Raw genomic sequence first — 17351 nt, 5'->3', positions numbered from 1 at the left:
GGCGGGGCGGTCGGTGCCGCGCCCGGGGCCGCCCCCCCGCCCCGAGCGGGGGGGGGGGGCGGGGGGCGCCCCCCACGCCGGCTGGTACCTCGCCAAGGGGCTGCTCACGGCCGAGCAGGTGCTCGACCTGCCCGAACGGGCCAACGGCATCTGCCGCCGCCTGGCCGGGCACACCGACGCCCTGACCCGGCTGCTGGAGGTCCCCGACGGCCTGCTGGGCGACTTCCCCGACACGGCCTGATCACCGGGTGTCCCGCCGTGCGCGGCGCGCACGACGGGACCGTCCCGATCGGACCGGCTCAGCGGCGGGGCAGGAAGATCGACTTGAAGGTCGAGTAGGACGCGAAGCCCTCCGGGCCCAGGTCGTAGCCGAGGCCGCTGGCGGACAGCCCGCCGAACGGCGCGCCCAGGTCCAGGTCGACGAAGTTGACGCCCATCGCTCCCGTTCGGACGGTCCGCGCCACCTCCAGGCCCCGGTCCACGTCGGAGGTCCAGACGGTGCCGCTGAGCCCGTACTCCGAGTCCTCCGCGATCGCCACCGCCTCCTCCAACGAGCGGTACGGGGTCACGGTCAGGACCGGGCCCAGGATCTCCTCGCGGGCGATCGGCGACGAGCCCTCCACGTCACCGAACACCGCGGGGCTGACGTACCAGCCGCCGTCCAGGTCGGGGCGGTCGCCGCCGGCCGCCAGGGTCGCGCCGGACGCCCGGCCCGCGGACACGAAGGACTCCACGCGGGCGCGGTGGGCCTGCGACACCATCGGGCCCATCTGGGTCGTCGGGTCCGCGGGGTCGCCGATCTTCAACGACGACGCCACCCCCGCCAGGGCCTCCACCAGCTCGTCGTGGTGACGCGCCGGGACCAGCACGCGGGTGCCGGCGTAGCAGGTGTAGCCGTTGGTCATGAAGATCGAGCCGCCCAGCGACCGGCCGACCGACGCGATGTCGGCGTCGTCCAGGACGAGGGCCGCCGAACGGCTGCTCAGCGCGAGGGACACCCGGCGCAGCAGCCGCCCGCACACCTCGCCCACCTCGCGGCCCACGGGTGTCGAACCGGTGAACGCCACGCGGTCCACCCCGGGGTGTGCGACGAGGTGGCGGCCGATGTCGGCGCCGCCGGTGACGACGTTCAGCGCGCCCGCCAGGCCGGCGCGCTCCGCGGCGGCCGCCAGTTCCAAGGCGCCCAGCGGTGTCTGCTCGGCGGGTTTGAGGACCACGGCGCAGCCCGCCGCCAACGCGGCGGCGACCTTGAACATGGCCAGGGGCTGGGGGAAGTTCCACGGGACGACGACGGCCACGACGCCGATCGGCTCGCGCCGCACCACGGTCTCGCCCTCGCCGTCGACCCGGGGTCGGCGGTCCTCCACGGGCGTCGTCGCGGCCAGACCGGCGTGGTAGCGCACGATGGCGACCGGGGCGAAACCCTCGGCCATCGTGGCCACGGTGATCGGGAGACCGTTCTGCGCGCTGGTCAACGCCGCGCGGTCGTGGGCGTTCTTCTCCAGCTCGTCCGCGAAGCGCAAGAGAAGTTCGGCCCGCTCCTCGGGGGTGATGCCACCCCACTCCGGGGAGCGCAGCGCGCGCCGCGCCGCGGCGACCGCGGCGTCCACATCGGACGCCGTTGACACGGGTGCGGCGCCGACCGGTTCACCGGTGGCGGGGGAGACCACCGCCGCCGTGCCCCCGCCGGACCGGACCCATTCCCCTCCGATGTACAGGGAATCCCTCGTCGCCATGCCGCGCCTCCGCAGTCCGTCGCGATCGGAAGCACAGTCTCCCCAGGACTCCGAGCGGAAGCTTCTTCGGGAATGCGGTGGGTGCGCGCGCCCCCGGCACCCCCCCCCCCCCCCCCCGGGGTAAGGGGGGGGGGCCCCCCCCCCGGACGCCGCGGGGACGCTTCTTCGGGAGTGCGGTGGTCCCGCGCCCCCGCGCACCCACCGCACGCACCGTCGTTCTTACTTGGCGGTCTCCACGCCGACGGGCTCGGCCGCCGGCGTGGCGGACTGGCCGGCGGGGTTCTTGCCCGGGGCGAACACCGCGGCGATCATGCCGACCACCGAGGCGATCGCGCCGACCACGAAGGCGGCCTGGAAGCCGTCCATGGCCGTGGACGGATCACCGTAGCCGCCGTAGGTGGCGAAGGCCGCGCCGAGGACCACGACACCGAACACGCCGCCGATCTCGCGCACCGAGCTGTTCACGCCCGACGCGACACCGACGTCGTTCTGCGGCACGGACGCGAACACCAGGTTGATCGTCGTCGGCAGGCACATCGCGATGCCGATACCGCCGAGGATCAGCGGCACGATGAACGCGCCGTACCCGGTGTCCGGCGCCGCCACCGCGGCGATCCACGCGAGGCCGACACCCTGCAGCAGCAAGCCGCCGACCATGAACGGCCGGTTGCCCAGCTTGTCGGCGAACCCACCCGCGATCGGGGCGACCAGCAGCGGCATGGCCGTCCACGCGAGCAGCCGCAGACCGGTGCCCATCGGGCCGTTGCCCAGGCCCTCCTGGAACATCTGCCCCAGCATGAACAGCGCGCCGATCAGGGCGAAGTGCTGGAAGAACGCCGAGACGTTGGCGATGGTGAAACCGCGGATGCGGAAGTACTCCATCGGCAGCAGCGGGTGCTCGACGCGCTTCTCCCAGAACACGAACGCGACGAGCAGCGCCAGGCCGATGATGATCGACAGGAGCACCTCGGCGTTGCCCCAGCCCAGGGCGGGCTGCCGGACCGCGGCCCACACCAGCCCGAACAAACCGACCGACGCCAGCGCCAGGCCGACGAGGTCCAGCTTGGGACGCGGGCCGTAGCTCTCCCGCAGCAGCACCGCGGACAGCACGGTGGCGGCGATGCCGAACGGCACATTCAGCCAGAAGATCCAGTGCCAGGACAGGCCCTCGGTGATGAGACCGCCGACCACGGGACCGGCCGCGACGGCCAGACCCGAGACACTGCCCCAGATGCCCATCGCCATGCCCCGCTTCTCCGGCGGGTAGGCGTCGGACAGCAGCGTCAGGCTCACCGGGATCGCGATGCCCGCCGCCACGCCCTGCAGGACGCGGGCGACGATCAGGATGCCGACCGTCGGCGCCACGGCGGCCATCGCCGAGGCGATGGTGAACACCGCCAGGCCGATCACGTAGACCCTCATCCGGCCGTACCGGTCGCCCAGGGCCGCACCGGTCAGCATCAGACAGCCGAACGCCAGGTTGTAGGCGTTGATGGTCCACTCGAGATCGGCGAGGCTGGCGTTCAGGTCCTGCCGGATCGTCGGGATGGCCGTCACCACCACCATCACGTCCAGCGACGTGAGGAAGGCGGCCACCGCGACGAGCGCCAGCGTCCAGCCCGGGCGGGCCGGGCGCTGCGTTGCGGCTGAATCAGACCTCATGGCGTAACTCCCGGCTGTGGTAAGACGCGGTCCGCGTCATCGGAACTCCGTTTCTCAGGTACTGCGGTCAGGCGTCGTACTGGTCGTGGAGCCGCCACCACTGGTAGGGGGGCGTCTGCGGCCAGCCCTCGGGCGAGTCCTCCCAGGTCTCCTGCCGCCCGTAGGGCGTCAGGTCCAGCAGGACGAGGTCGTTGCGGAGGTTGTCGATACCCCGGGCCGCAGTGAAGTAGGTGCGGAACACGCGGTCGTCGTCGGTGCGCAGGAAGACGCTCAGGCCCGCGCCGCCGTGCACGCCGCAGGCGGCGTCGAAGCCGCTGCCCATGGTCGAGTACCAGGGGATGTCCCAGCCCATGCGCACGCGGTAGGGCTCGAACTGCGACACCGGCGCCGGCGAGGTCTGCACGTACGTGGTGTCGCGGGCGTGCAGGTGGGCCAGGTGGGGAGTGCTGTCGGCGGTGGCCGAGCAGCCGGGGCAGCGGTGGTCCGAACCCGGCTCCATCATGAAGTGGTAGACGATGAGCTGGCGGCGCCCGTCGAACAGCTCGACGAGGTTCTTCTTCCCGTCGACGCCTTCGAAGACGTAGTCCGTGTCGAACTCCACCATCGGCATCCGACGCCTGCGCGCGGCGAGGGCGTCCAGCGCGCGGGTCATCTTCTTCTCTTCGACGAGCAGCTCCTCCCGAGCTGCTTCCCACTCCCGCGCGGAGACGATCGGCGGCAGCTTCATGAGCACTCCTGTGGTTCGGCTTTCTTCGACTGGCGCACGCCGGCGAGGCGTGGACGGGGACACAGTAGCAGCTACTCCTAAATAAGGAGTAGCTACACTCCCACTCAGGAGTGAACGGGGTACACTCGGCCGTGTGGCAACCAGGCGCAGGTACGGTGACCGGTGTGGTGTCGCGCACGCGTTGGACGTGCTGGGTGAGCGGTGGGCGCTGCTGATCGTCCGTGACCTGCTGCTGGGTCCGAAGCGGTTCACCGACATCCAGACCGGCCTCACCGGCGCGGGACCCAACGTCCTGACGACCCGCCTCAACGCCCTCCTGGCGGCGGGCGTGGTCCGCAAGCGGACGCTGCCCCCGCCGGCGGGCTCGCGGGTCTACGAGCTGACCGAGTGGGGCGCCGAGCTGGAGCCCATCGTCATAGCGCTGGGCATGTGGGGCGCGCGGTCGCCCGTGCTGCGGCCCGAGGGCGAGCTGCGCGCGGACTCGCTCATGCTGTCGGTGCTCGGCGCGCTCGACCCCGCCTCCGCAGGGCCCGCCGGCGGCGTCTTCGAGGTCCACCTCGGCCAGGACGCCTTCACCGTCACGGTTCGTGACGCCGTACGCGTCACCCGCGGCCAGGCGACCGGTCCGCTGGACGCCACCGTCCACACCGACAGCAACACCCTGGGCGCGCTGATGGCCGGCGAAGTGGACGTGGCCTCGGCGATCACCGCGGGACAGGTCGTCCTGAGCGGTGACGAGGCCGCCGGACGCGCACTGCTGGCCGCCGTCTCCGGGATCGACGTCTCCGTGGCGTGACCAACGATCCCCGCAATTTGGGAGATGCATTATAGACCCCTTGCGGCACATGCTCCTATGCGTCACCGGCTGGTCGGGCCGAGGCACTCGGGAGGACATGGTGTTGCAGACCAAGACGCCGTCGCGCGTCGAACTCGTCAAGCGGGCGGCCGACGTCGTGCCACTGCTGCGAGAGCGATCGCTGTGGATCGACGAGAACCGTCGGCTCCCCGACGACGTCATCGCCGCCCTGGAGGACTCGGGCCTGCTGAAGATGCAGCTCCCCACCCAGTACGGCGGCTACGAGAGCGACGCCCGCAGCCTGGTCGACGTCCACGCCGAACTGGCCAAGGGCGACAACTCCGCCGCGTTCTGCGTCTCGGTGTGGGCCCTGCTGAACTGGATGGCCGGCCTGTGGCCCGACTCGGTCCAGGAAGAGGTCTTCGGCGCCAACCCCAACGCCCGCGTGTGCGGCACCCTCGCCCTGGGCGGCACGGCGGCCCGGGTCGACGGCGGCTGGCTGTTCAACGGCAGCTGGCGCTTCAACAGCGCCGTCCTGCACAGCCACTGGAAGATCACCGCCGCCATGGCCGACGACGGCAGCGGCCCGGTCACCGCCCTCATCCCGGTGCCGGACTTCCGCATCGTCGACGACTGGCACACCAACGGCCTGCCGGGCTCGGGCAGCGTCACCACCGTCGCCGAGAACGTGTTCGTGCCCGCCGAGCGGGTCATCGCGACCATGGACTTCTTCACCGACCAGTGCAAGTCCGAGACGAACAAGGTGAAGCCCGGCTACCAGGTGCCCATGCTCGTCACCTCCACGGCCGCCACCGCCGGCCAGCTGATCGGCTCCGCGAAGTACGTCCTCGAGACCTTCCTCGACCGCCTCGACGGCCGCTCGATCACCTACACGGACTACACCAGCCAGCGCGAGGCCCCGGTCACCCACCTCCAGGTCGGCGAGGCGGCGTTGCTGATCGAGGAAGCCGAGACCCGCGCGCACCTGTTCGCCGACCTCATCACCGAGAAGATGCGCACCAACGAGGAGTGGACGCAGCAGGAGCGCGTGCGCTCTCGCGTGCAGCTCGGCCGGGTGGCCCAGCTCTGCAAGCAGGCCGTCGACATCATCGCGATGGCGAGCGGCGGCTCGTCGATCTTCCGCGAGGTGCCGATCACGCGCGTCCAGCGCGACGTGCACGCGGTCTCCATCCACGCGCTGACCCACCCCGGGACCAACATCGAGCTGTACGGCCGCGTCCTGTGCGGTTTGGAACCCAACACTCCCTACCTGTGATCGACCCGTCGACAACGAACCGCTGTGGAGCAGGTATGAAGCCGTTTCGGATCGATGTACCGCAGAGTGCCCTCGACGACCTGAAAGCCAGGATCGCCAACACCCGGTGGCCGGTCGGGCTGCCCGAGGCGGGCTGGGACCGCGGTGTCCCCGTGGACTACCTCAAAGACCTCGCCGAGTACTGGCGCACCCAGTACGACTGGCGGCGCATCGAGGAGCGCTTGAACTCCACCCCGATGTTCACCACCACGATCGACGGGGCGAACATCCACTTCCTGCACGTCCGCTCGCCCGAGCCCGACGCCGTGCCGATGATCATCACGCACGGCTGGCCCGGCTCGGTCGTGGAGTTCGTCGACGTCCTCGGCCCCCTCACCGACCCGCGCGCGCACGGCGGCGACCCCGCCGACGCCTTCCACCTCGTCATCCCCTCGATGCCGGGCTTCGGCTTCTCCGGCCCCGCCGAGGCGGGCTGGAACACGCAGCGCGTCGGCGCCGCGTGGGCGCAGCTGATGAGCGAGCTGGGCTACGAGCAGTACATCGCGCAGGGCGCGGACTTCGGTTCCGGCGTCGCCCTGGTGCAGGGCCTGCAGGACTCCGAGCACGTGCTCGGAGTGCACGTGAACACCCTCGTGACCGCACCGAGCGACGACCCCGCCGACCTGGAGGGGCTGACCGACGAGGACCGCCGCCGGATGGCGCGCTCCCAGCGGTTCGTCGACATCCTGTCCGGGTCGATGAAGCTGCAGGCGACGCGACCCCACACGGTCGCCTACAGCATCACCGACTCCGCCGTCGGGCAGCTCGCGTGGATCGTCGAGAAGTACATGGACTGGGCGGACACCACCACCGCACCCGAGGACGCCGTCGACCGCGACCGCATCCTCGACATCGTCACGATCTACTGGCTCACCGGGACCGGCGGCTCGTCCGCCCAGTTCTACTACGAGAGCTTCGACTTCCTGCCCATCGGGCCCAACGCGGGCCGGTACTTCCCGCTGTCGGTGCCCGTCGGCGTGGCGGTGTTCCCGGAGCCCCCGTTCGTCCCGGTGCGCCGGTTCGCCGAGCGCGAGTTCGCCACCATCGTGCACTGGAACGAATATGACCGCGGCGGCAACTTCGCCGCGATGGAGGAACCCGACCTGTTCATCGGGGACCTGCGGGAATTCCGCCGCAAGCTGAAGCAAGGTTGAGGTCTGCGCAAGCGTGGAGATGGCAGTCCACAAGGATGCGGAGATGATTGACAGGGCGGCTGCCGAACTGGCACGGACGGTCGTGAACCAGCGGCGTGTCGCTCTTTCCACCCTCGTGGGCGGCAGGTCCCGCCCCAGTTCGGGACCTGTTCCTTCCGCCGTCCACCTAGCAACAAGGAGTCACCGATGACCAGCACGGCATCGAGTGTCGTCGATCGCGAGGCGATGCTGAACTCGTACTACGGTCCGTTCACCAGCGAGAAGGAGAAGGAAGTCCTCGGTGTTCCGCTGCGCCTCGTCGGCGCGTGGGCGAAGAACGACGCCGCCGGCGTGGCGGACACCTTCACCGAGGACGGCATCCTCATCCTGCCGGGCGACGTGTTGAAGAAGGGGCGCGAGGAAATCCGCGCCTTCATGCAGGCGGCCTACTCGGGCCCGTTCAAGGGCACCGGCGTCACCGGCAACCCGGTCGACGTCCGCTTCGTCTCCGACGACGTCGCGCTGCTGCGCACGCACGGCGGCATCCTCGCCCCCGGCGAGACCGAGATCGCGCCCGAGCTCGCGGTGCGGTCGACGTGGGTGTGCGTGAAGCAGGATGGCGAGTGGCGGCTCGCGGGCTACCAGAACAGCCCTCGGGGCGACGGCGCGACCCTGCGCTGGTAACCAGCCGGTAGTTCGGAGCGAACCAAGGAGTGCCAGAAATGCCCACAGCGACCAAGGGGTGGGGCAACGCCTCACAGCTCCTCGCCGAGGCGGGGATCAACGAGGACACGTCCTACTACCGGGGCTTCACCGCCGAGGACGAGAAGGCGGTGCTGACCGTGCCGATGCGCATCCAGGAGGCCTGGGAGCGCAACGACGCCGACATGTTCGCGGACACGTTCGCCGAGAACGGGAGCCTGCTGATGCAGGACACCCAGCTCACCAGTCGTGAGGAGATCCGCCAGTACATGGCGGAGGGCTTCCGCGGTGGTCTCAAGGGAGCCCGGGTCCGCGGTGGCCCACTGGAGATCAAGTTCCTCAGTGACACCACCGCGATGGTGATCAGCGAGGGCGGCATCCAGCTCGCCGGCGAGTCGACGACCGCACCGGAGCGCGCCGTGCGCGTCACCTGGGTGATCGTCAAGCAGGCCGACGGCGGCCTGAAGCTGTTCTCCCACCAGAGCAGCCCCCTCAAGGGCTGACGACCCGCACGACGAGAGGTGAGCCATGGCGGTCGAGGTCGGTTCGCCGGCGCCCGATTTCACCCTGAGCGACCACAACCGCGAAGTGGTGACGGCGTCGTCGCTGTGGCGGGAGAAGAACGTGCTCCTGGTCTTCTACCCGTTCGCGTTCAGCACGATCTGCCAGGACGAGATGTGCCGGGTCAGGGATGACATCGGCGAGTACGCCAACAACGACGTGCAGGTGATCGGTGTCTCCACCGACACACCGTTCGCGCTGAAGGCGTGGGCCGAGCAGCAGGGGTACGACTTCCCCCTGCTGTCGGACTTCTGGCCACACGGCGAGGTCGCCAGGAAGTACGGCGTCCTCATCGAGGAAGCCGGGATCGCGATGCGCGGCACGTTCCTGGTGGACACATCGGGTGTCGTGCGCTTCGCGGAGATCAACGGTCCCCGCGAGGTGCGCGACCAGGCCAAGTGGAAGAAGGCGGTGGCGGAACTGACCGCCTGATCCCACGTCCTGCTTCCCGACGCGTCGGTAAGTGCCCGCCTTAACCCCCGACGTGTTCCCCGTCGGTCGCCCGGCCACCGGAAGGTGGTCGGCGACGCGTTTTGCGTGCCGCGGGACCACCCGGACCCCCGAGGTGGTCGGCGAACCGTCCCGCACCAACGAAAACCGCACAAGCGAAACCGCGTGGCCCGCTGCACGAGCGACACCGCGCCAGTGCCGGCGGAGACGCACCGTCCCCACACAAGCGAAACCGCGCCGCCCCCACCGAGGGGGACAGCGCGGTCGCGGTCCGGCATCAGCCCCGCATCGGGCTCGTCTGCTGGTTGAGCAGCTTCCACTCGTCGTTCCGGCGCACCGCCACGTACGTGGAGCGCATCACCCGCTCCGGCGCGACCTCCGTCTCACCGGGCAGCAGCACGCCGCCCTCCAGCACCGCCAACCCGACACCGGGCGCGATGATGCGCACCTCGACCGGCTGCTCGACCAGCGTGCTGCCCTTGTAACCGCCGGCGAACACCTCCTCCAGGTACGCGGCGATGTCCTTCGGGCCGGCCAGCGCCAGGTCGCCGATGACCATCACGCCGTCCTCGGCGAAGACCTCGGCCACGGCCGCGGGGTCGTTCGAGTCCCACGCGCCGCGGAAGCGCAGCGCCACCGTGAGCGCCGTCCCCTCCTCACCGAGCGTGTAGTCGCCGTAGTTGGTCGCCCACTGCTTGGCCTGGGCGACCAGTAACGATGCCTTCTCCGTCATAGCTGTGCCTTTCTGCGTAGAGGTGGGACTGGTCAGGCGACCTGACGGACGCGAGGCGGGGACACCCGGCCGAACATCGGCTCACCCCGGCGGATCAGACGTACAGGGTGTTGGGCTCGAGGCCGCTGAGGATCCGGCCGTACAGCTCGTAGGCGGTCGGCGGGTAGACCAGGGCGTGCAGGCCCACCGCGTGGATGTCGCGCGCGATCTTCTGCACCGGGACCTCGTCGTAGATCGACGAGCCGCCACCCGCGCGGGACAGCACGTCGACCGCTTCGGTGGCGAGGTCGCACGCCGCGCTGACGTCCACACGGCACTGCGCGCGCTCCTCCATCGTCCACGGCTCGCCGCCGGCGCCCTTGGAATCGACGAGGTCCGCCACCCGCCGGGCGTGGAACTCCGCCTGGTCGGCCTTCAGCACGGCCTTCGCCAGCTGCAGGTGGGTGATCGGGGCCTCTCGCATGCTCTCGTAGTCGGAATAGGTGATGCGGCGGCCGGGCAAGCGGTCCAGGAACACCTCGATCGCCGCACGCGCCAGACCGATCAGGACACCCACCGTCGACGCGGCGGCCACCGCGTTCAACGGGGCCTTCCACACCGGCGACGAGGCGTTCGCCACGGAGGCGTGCTCGAGCGTCACGGCCGCCGACAGCGGGAGCACCCGGTCCGCGGGCACGAAGACGTCCTCGACCGCGGTCGACACGCTGCCGGTACCGCGAAGTCCCGAAGTCTTCCAGTCGTCGATGATCCGCACGTCCCGCATCGGGACCAGCGCCAGCATCGGCTGCATACCGCCGTCCGGCGTCGGCGCCAGCGCGATCAGCTCCTGCCAGTGGCTGTGCAGCGCGCCGCTGATGAAGCTCCACTGGCCGTTGACCCGGTAGCCGCCGTCGACGGGCGTCAGCATGCCGCTCGGGCTGAGCGTCCCGCACACCCGCACGTTCTCGGTGGCGAACACCTCGTCCTGGACGTGGTCGGGGAACAAACCGACCATCCAGAGAGGAATCCACCACACCTGGGCATTCCAGGCCACCGCGGCGTCACCGCGGGCGAGCTCGGTGGAGACGGCGACCAAGGTCCGCGCCGGCGACTCGAACCCGCCGAGGCGGACCGGCCTGCGCAGCTTGAAGAACTCCGCCTCCTCGAGCCCCGCGATGACGTCGTCGTGCAGCCTGCGGTTCTCCTCGGACCACCGGGAATGCTTGCGCAGCAACGGAACCAGGTCGGTGGCGCGTTGGACCAGTTCGGTGTGAGTAGGTGTTTGCACGATGGTCACCCTGTCCTCCTCGATAAGACCCCGCATAGGCGCATCGTGAGTCCGCCATCGACGGACAGGCGACGGTCGACGACCATCCTGGCCTCGGGGACGAACCGGACGCATCTCTCGAATTGCCCTCTTCTCCGGGTCCGGCCTCCGCAACGTCGAAGATGCGCAGGTCACGCCCCCACTGTGAGCATGTTGTCGTCCCGCCCCCTGACGAGGAGCGATGTCCACATGGGCAACTACATCGGTGGTCGCGCGGTCGTGCTGGGCGGAAGCATCGCGGGCATGCTCGCCGCGAGAGTCTTGTCCGACGCGTACGAGAACGTCGTCATCGTCGACCGCGACGAGCTGTCCGACGTGCGAGACCCTCGGCGCGGTGTGCCGCAGGGACGCCACGCCCACGGCCTCCTCGCCAGGGGCCAGGAAATCCTGGAAGAGCTGTTCCCCGGCTTCCTCGCCGGCCTCGTCGACGACGGCATCCCCGTCGGCGACCTCTGCGGCGACGTCCGGTGGTCCTTCAACGGCTACCGCATCAAGGCCGCGCCGACCGGCCTGCGACTCGTCGGCATCGCCCGCCCGGTCCTCGAACACCACGTGCGGCAACGCGTCGAGGCGATCCCGAACGTCTCCTTCCGCGAAGGCCACGACGTCGTCGGCCTGGTCGCCGAAGGCGGCGTCGTCCGCGCGGCACGCGTGCAGCGCCGCCAACCCGGCGCCGAGGCCGAGCAGATCGACGCCGACCTCGTCGTCGATGCGACCGGCCGCGGCTCACGCGCGCCGGCGTGGCTGGAATCGATGGGCTACCCGCGCGTGCCCGAGGACCGCGTGAAGGTCGGACTGGCCTACACCAGCCGGAAGTACCGCTGGCACACCGACCCGCTGCGCGGCGATATGTCCATCAACCCGGTCGCCACCCCGAAGCACCCGCGCGGCGCGTTCCTGCACACCCTCGGCGGGGACCTCGGCCTGCTGTCCCTGACCGGCACCCTCGGCGACCACCCGCCGACCGACCCGGCCGGGATGCTCGCCTTCGCGAAGTCCCTGCCTGTGCCCGACATCTACGACGCGATCCGGGACGCCGAACCCCTCAGCGACCCCGTGATGTTCCAGTTCCCGGCGAGCCAGCGCCGCCGCTACGAGCGGATGGAGCGCTTCCCCGAGGGCTTCCTCGTCCTCGGCGACGCGGTGTGCTCGTTCAACCCCGTCTACGGGCAGGGCATGGCGGTGGCCGCGCTCCAGGCGCTGGTGCTCGCCGAGCACCTGTCGGCGGGCCGGGCGCCGAACCCGCTGAAGTACTTCGGCGACATCAAGTCCGTCGTCGACGTGCCGTGGGAGATCGCGGCCGGCGGCGACCTCGCGTTCCCCGGAGTGGCGGGCAAGCGCACGCTGAAAGTCCGCATGAGCAACGCCTTCATGGCCCGCCTCCAAGTGGCCGCGACGCACGACCCCGGGCTCTCGGAGGCGTTCCTGCGCGTGGCGGGCCTGGTTGACCCACCGCAGGCGTTGATGAAACCCGCGATGGTGCTGCGGGTGCTGCGCACACCGCGCACCCCCGCGCTCGACTCCGCTCCTTCTTCCCTGGAGCGGTTGCGCTAGGGCGTGACCGCGCAAGCAGGTACGTCCACATCGGCCGTTCGGACGTGAGCCGGGCCGAACTCTCCGAGGATCACCGCGCCTGGACGACCCTCGCACACCCAAGCCGCCGCAAGGCGGATATCAGGAGGACCGGATGTACGATTACGTGATTGTCGGAGCGGGGTCGGCGGGCTGCGTGCTCGCCGCCCGGCTGTCCGAAGACCCCGATGTCACCGTCTGCCTGATCGAGGCCGGTCCCACGGACGACCTGGAGACCATCCACGTCCCCGTAGCCTTCGGCGACCTGTTCCGGACCTCAGTGGACTGGGACTACGACTCGCACGAGGAGCCCCAGCTCAACCGGCGGCGCATCTTCCTGCCCCGCGGCAAGGTCCTGGGCGGCACCAGCTCGATCAACGCCATGCTGTACCTGCGCGGCAACAAGCTCGACTACGACGGCTGGGGCCAGCCCGGCTGGAGCTACGACGAACTGCTGCCGTACTTCAAGCGCTCCGAGGACAACGAGCGCGGCGCCTCGTACTACCACGGCGCCGGCGGCCCGATGAGCGTGTCGGACGGGCGCAGCAAGAACACCCAGTCCGAGGCGTTCCTCGAGTCCGCGGCCCAAGCCGGGTTCGCGTCGAACGACGACTTCAACGGCGAGTCGCAGGACGGCTTCGGCTACTTCCAGCTCACCCAGCGCAACGGCCGCCGGTGCTCGACCGCGGTCGCCTACCTGCACCCGGCCATGGACCGGCCGAACCTGACCGTGCAGACGAACTTCCAGGTGCACCGCATCGTCATCGAGAACGGCCGCGCGGTGGGTGTCGCCGGCCGCCGGTACGACGAGAACCTCACCGTCCACGCCAACCGCGAGGTGATCCTCTCGGCCGGCACGTACAACTCGCCGTTCCTGCTGATGCACTCCGGCATCGGGCCCGCCGACCACCTCGGGCTGCTCGGCATCCCGGTCGTGCACGCCAACGACCAGGTCGGGGCCAACCTCCAGGACCACCCGCTGGTCCCGCTGATCTTCGCCCACGACGAGCCGGTCAGCACCCTGATCGCCGAGCAGCCGCAGTACGTCAAGCAGTTCGAGGAGGAGGGCACCGGGCCGATGACCTCCAACGGCCCCGAAGCGGGCGGCTACGTCCGCACCCGCTCCGGCCTCGCCGCCCCGGACGCGGTGTTCTTCTCCGGTCCCATGATGTTCGCCGACAGCGGTCTCGGCCTGCCCACCGGGCACGCCATCACCTACGGGCCCGTGCTGCTGACGCAACAGGCCAGGGGCGCGGTGACGCTGGACTCCAGCAACCCCACCACGAAACCCAAGATCCAGCACAACTACTACCAGACCGAGGACGACCTCGTCACGGCCGTGGCGGCGACGCGGATCGGCATGGAGATCGCGCGGCAGAAGGCCCTGGCCCGGTTCACCAAGGACTGGTACCACGCCCCGGAGTCCGACTCCGAAGCCGACGTGCGCGCGTACGTCCGCGGCTACACCCACTCCATCTTCCACGGCTCCGGCACCTGCGCCATCGGCAAGGTCGTCGACGCCGAGCTGAAGGTGATCGGCGTCGAGGGCCTTCGCGTGGCCGACGTGTCGGTCATGCCGACCGTCGGCCGCGGCGCCCCCAACGCGTCGGCCATCGCGATCGGCGAGAAGGCCGCGGACCTCGTGCTGGGCAAGGCGCCGCTGACCGAGGGCCAGGCATTCGCCACGGCGTGACTCGGCATCCGCCGACCGGAGTTGAGGAGGAGTGTTGACCATTACCCCCGAGGTCCCGACGTTGACCGACGTGGCGACCGAACTGGAAGATCTCGACCGCAGGCACCTGTTCCGCTCCATGCAGCGAGGCGACATCACCGACCGGGTGGTGATCGTCCGCGGCCAGGGCTGCACCGTCTGGGACGCCAAGGGCAACGAGATGCTGGACGCCGCGGGCGGCGGCGTGTGGCACTCGCACCTCGGCCACGGGCGCCGCGAGCTCGGTGAGGTCGCCGCCCAGCAGATGGGCGAGATCGAGTACTTCACCAGCCTGCTGGAGTTCACCAACGACAAGGCGATCAGGCTCGCGTCCCGCATCGCGAACCTGGCACCCGAGGGCCTCAACCGGGTGTTCTTCACCAGCGGCGGCTCGGAGGCGGTGGAGACGGCGATCAAGGCCGCACGGCTCTACCACCACCGGCGGGGCGACACGGACCGCACGTGGATCATCTCGCGCCACTACTCGTTCCACGGGACCGCCTACGGCAGCGGCTCGGCCACCGGCTTCCCGCCCGTGCACATCGGGGTGGGGCCGAACCTGCCGCACGTCGAACACGTGTCGCCGCCCCACCCCTACCGGGCAGCGGAGCTCTACGGCGGCCGGGACACCACCGACTTCCTGATCGACGAGCTGGAGCAGACGATCCAGCGCCTCGGCCCGACCAACGTGGCCGCGATGATCGGGGAGCCGGTGATGGCGGCCGGCGGCGTGCTCGAACCGCCCGCGGACTACTGGCCGCGGGTGCGGGAGCTGCTGACGCGGCACGGCATCCTGCTGATCGCCGACGAGGTGGTCACCGGGTACGGCCGCATCGGCTCGTGGTTCGACTCGCCGGGGCGGGGCATGCAGGCCGACATGATCACGTTGGCCAAGGGCATCGCCGGCGGGTACGTGCCGCTGGGTGCGACGGTCATGTCGGACGAGGTGTCGGAGACGCTGCTGAGCACCGGCGGCTTCTTCCACGGCTACACCTACCAGGGCCACCCGGTGGCCTGCGCGGTCGGCTTGGCGACGATCGACATCATCGAGCGCGAGAACCTGCTGTCCAAGGCGGGCATGATCGCCGACTGGGCCCGCACCGGCCTGGCGCCCGTGGTCGACCTGCCCGCGGTCGGCGACCTGCGGATCGTGGGGTCGCTGGCGGGTCTGGAGCTCGTGGCCGACCGCACCACCCGCGAGCCGATGGCGTGGGGACCGGTCGAGCAGGTGGCCTTCGAGATCCGCAAGCGGCACGGCGTCATCGCCCGCCCCTACGGCTCGATGCTGGTCATGGCGCCGCCGTTGGTGATCAGCGAGGCCGAGATGGCCCGCGCCACCGCCGCGGTGGTCGACGTGGTGACCCACCTCCGTCCGGACGGCACCATCGCCGGCTGAGCCGGGGTGGACGGTGACAACGGTCCGAAATCCTGGCTTCCGATAAGGTTCACTTATCGGAAGCCAGGATTTCTCCGTTAGTAGCGTTGCGTTGCGACCTATAACGTTTGCTCAAACGGAATAGTGCTACGCTATTGCGGTGACGACGACGGAGACCTCCGCGCTGACCTGCAACTACCCCGGCTGCACGCGACCGGTGTTCCGGGGTACCGGGCCGGGGCGGCCTGCCGAGTACTGCGACCTGCCGGAACACACCCGGTGGCGGGCGTGGCGGGAACGGCAGCGGCTCGCGCAGGCGGCGCAGGGCGAGCAGGAGGTCGTCACCGTGACGAAAGGCCCGCAGGGGATCACCGCGGGCAAGATCAGGGCCGAGGAACTGCTGGAGCGGTTCCGGGTGTTGACCGAGCAGCTGTCGACGACGTTGACCGGGGCCGTGGCGGAGCTGTCCGCGATCGCCGACCCGAGCGTGGCCGAAAGCCAGGTGCAGGCGGTCGAGGCCGAGGCCGCACGGCGGGTCGCCGAGGCGGAGGCCGCCGTCGCGAAGGCGGAACGGCGGCGGCGCGACGCCGAACAGGCCCGACAGGCCGCCGAAGCCACCACCGAGGACGCGGTGCGCGCCGCCGAACAAGCCGAACAGGACGCCGAAGCCGCCTACGCCCAACGTGACGCCGCACGCGCCGAAGCCGACGCCGCCGTGCAACGGGCCGAGGACGAGATCGCCACCATCCGCGTGGAAGCCGCGGCAGCCGTGGACGAGATCCGACGCGACGCCCAGACCCAGGTCGACCAGGCGAAGGCCGACGCGGTCACCCACGCCGAACAGGCACGGCGGCAAGCGGTGCGGGAAGTCGAGCAGGTCCGCGCGGACGCCCAAGCCCAGGTCGACCAAGCCCGGCACGACGCGCAAGCCCAGGTCGACCGCGTCCACGCCGAAGCCCGGACCCAGGTCGAGCAAGCACGAGCGGACGCGCAGAGCCGCGTCGACCAAGCCGTCGCCGAGGCCAGGACGAGCGTCGAGCAGGCCCGAGCCGCCGCACGCGCCGAAGCCGACGCCGCGAACGAGGCGCGGATCAAGGCCGAACGCGCCGAGCAGTCCGCCCACGACGCCCGCGCCGAACTGGACCGCGCCCGAGCCGAGCTGACCGACCAGCGCGAAACCCACCGCGCCCAACTCGACCAGGCCGAACGCGCCGCCCGCGAACGCCTCGCCGCCCTGGAGGAAGCCCGCACCCAGACGCTCGTCCGGGCCGAACGCGCGGAAACCCAACTCGACCGCCTGCAAGCCGAACTGGACGCGCTGCGAGCGCAACGACCCTGAGGCGGGTCAGTGGACGACGGCCCAGGCGCGGGTGGCCGGGTCCACGTCGTCCGACCGCTCGACCCGTTCGGCGTGACGAGACGGCCATGCCCACGACGACGAGAACCGCCACCGCGCCGCACACGGCGATGATCACGGACAGCCGCCAGGAGCCGCTCACCACGACCCCGTAGACGACGAGCCCGGCCATGGCCAGGGCGGACAGCACGCCGACGACCTTCGCGGCCGTCCCC

General features: G+C 70.5%; 16 protein-coding genes. 11 read left to right on the top strand and 5 right to left on the bottom strand.

Annotated elements, in window-relative coordinates; all coding sequences use genetic code 11:
• Positions 1-241, top strand: a 241-nt coding sequence (locus LNK82_RS29125; RefSeq protein ID WP_230570136.1) for a hypothetical protein, incomplete at its 5' end; no start/stop codon positions are given.
• Positions 242-299: 58 nt separating this feature from the next.
• Here the strand turns inward: LNK82_RS29125 and LNK82_RS29120 are convergent.
• From LNK82_RS29120 to LNK82_RS29110, 3 genes are all read right to left on the bottom strand, one after another.
• Positions 300-1736 carry an aldehyde dehydrogenase family protein gene (locus LNK82_RS29120; RefSeq protein ID WP_230567889.1) on the bottom strand — a complete coding sequence of 479 codons (1437 nt, stop codon included), beginning with the start codon at positions 1734-1736 and terminating at the stop codon, positions 300-302.
• 219 nt (positions 1737-1955) lie between these two features.
• Positions 1956-3398 (bottom strand): DHA2 family efflux MFS transporter permease subunit, encoded by a 1443-nt coding sequence (locus LNK82_RS29115; protein ID WP_230567890.1) that lies wholly within the window; start codon positions 3396-3398, stop codon positions 1956-1958.
• 67 nt (positions 3399-3465) lie between these two features.
• A complete protein-coding gene (locus LNK82_RS29110; protein ID WP_230567891.1) occupies positions 3466-4125 on the bottom strand; it encodes a DUF899 domain-containing protein in 660 nt (219 codons plus the stop codon).
• 133 nt (positions 4126-4258) lie between these two features.
• Between LNK82_RS29110 and LNK82_RS29105 the strand changes: the two genes are divergently transcribed.
• From LNK82_RS29105 to LNK82_RS29080, 6 genes are all read left to right on the top strand, one after another.
• Positions 4259-4921 (top strand): winged helix-turn-helix transcriptional regulator, encoded by a 663-nt coding sequence (locus LNK82_RS29105; protein WP_230567892.1) that lies wholly within the window; start codon positions 4259-4261, stop codon positions 4919-4921.
• 97 nt (positions 4922-5018) lie between these two features.
• Positions 5019-6197: an acyl-CoA dehydrogenase family protein gene (locus LNK82_RS29100; protein ID WP_230567893.1), complete on the top strand. Its 1179-nt coding sequence runs from the start codon at positions 5019-5021 to the stop codon at positions 6195-6197.
• Between the two features lie 35 nt (positions 6198-6232).
• The gene (locus LNK82_RS29095) at positions 6233-7390 is read left to right on the top strand and encodes an epoxide hydrolase family protein (protein WP_230567894.1); all 1158 of its coding nucleotides are present in this window, start codon (positions 6233-6235) and stop codon (positions 7388-7390) included.
• Between the two features lie 186 nt (positions 7391-7576).
• On the top strand, positions 7577-8053 hold the full coding sequence (locus LNK82_RS29090; protein WP_230567895.1) for an SgcJ/EcaC family oxidoreductase: 477 nt from the start codon (positions 7577-7579) through the stop codon (positions 8051-8053).
• Positions 8054-8091: 38 nt separating this feature from the next.
• On the top strand, positions 8092-8574 hold the full coding sequence (locus tag LNK82_RS29085; RefSeq protein WP_230567896.1) for an SgcJ/EcaC family oxidoreductase: 483 nt from the start codon (positions 8092-8094) through the stop codon (positions 8572-8574).
• Positions 8575-8599: 25 nt separating this feature from the next.
• Complete coding sequence (locus LNK82_RS29080) at positions 8600-9064, top strand: peroxiredoxin (RefSeq protein ID WP_230567897.1); 465 nt, start codon at positions 8600-8602, stop codon at positions 9062-9064.
• A gap of 295 nt (positions 9065-9359) precedes the next feature.
• On the opposite strand, the gene LNK82_RS29075 is transcribed toward LNK82_RS29080, so the two are convergent.
• Positions 9360-9815: an SgcJ/EcaC family oxidoreductase gene (locus LNK82_RS29075; protein ID WP_230567898.1), complete on the bottom strand. Its 456-nt coding sequence runs from the start codon at positions 9813-9815 to the stop codon at positions 9360-9362.
• Positions 9816-9909: 94 nt separating this feature from the next.
• Complete coding sequence (locus tag LNK82_RS29070) at positions 9910-11091, bottom strand: acyl-CoA dehydrogenase family protein (protein WP_372470505.1); 1182 nt, start codon at positions 11089-11091, stop codon at positions 9910-9912.
• A gap of 219 nt (positions 11092-11310) precedes the next feature.
• Here LNK82_RS29070 and LNK82_RS29065 point away from each other — a divergent pair, with 219 nt between their 5' ends.
• The 4 genes from LNK82_RS29065 to LNK82_RS29050 all read left to right on the top strand — a co-directional run bounded on the left by LNK82_RS29065 (position 11311) and on the right by LNK82_RS29050 (position 17118).
• A complete protein-coding gene (locus tag LNK82_RS29065; RefSeq protein WP_230567899.1) occupies positions 11311-12675 on the top strand; it encodes an FAD-dependent oxidoreductase in 1365 nt (454 codons plus the stop codon).
• A 133-nt stretch (positions 12676-12808) separates the two neighbouring features.
• Positions 12809-14386: a GMC family oxidoreductase gene (locus tag LNK82_RS29060; protein ID WP_230567900.1), complete on the top strand. Its 1578-nt coding sequence runs from the start codon at positions 12809-12811 to the stop codon at positions 14384-14386.
• A 34-nt stretch (positions 14387-14420) separates the two neighbouring features.
• Positions 14421-15800: an aminotransferase family protein gene (locus LNK82_RS29055; protein WP_230567901.1), complete on the top strand. Its 1380-nt coding sequence runs from the start codon at positions 14421-14423 to the stop codon at positions 15798-15800.
• Between the two features lie 139 nt (positions 15801-15939).
• Positions 15940-17118, top strand: coding sequence for a coiled-coil domain-containing protein (locus tag LNK82_RS29050; RefSeq protein ID WP_230567902.1), 1179 nt, complete (start codon positions 15940-15942; stop codon positions 17116-17118).
• Positions 17119-17351: the final 233 nt, after the last annotated feature.

Origin of the sequence: Saccharothrix luteola, from assembly GCF_020859565.1 — a bacterium.
Classification (GTDB): Bacteria; Actinomycetota; Actinomycetes; order Mycobacteriales; family Pseudonocardiaceae; genus Actinosynnema; species Actinosynnema luteola.
This window is presented reverse-complemented; position numbering and strand designations above follow the sequence as displayed.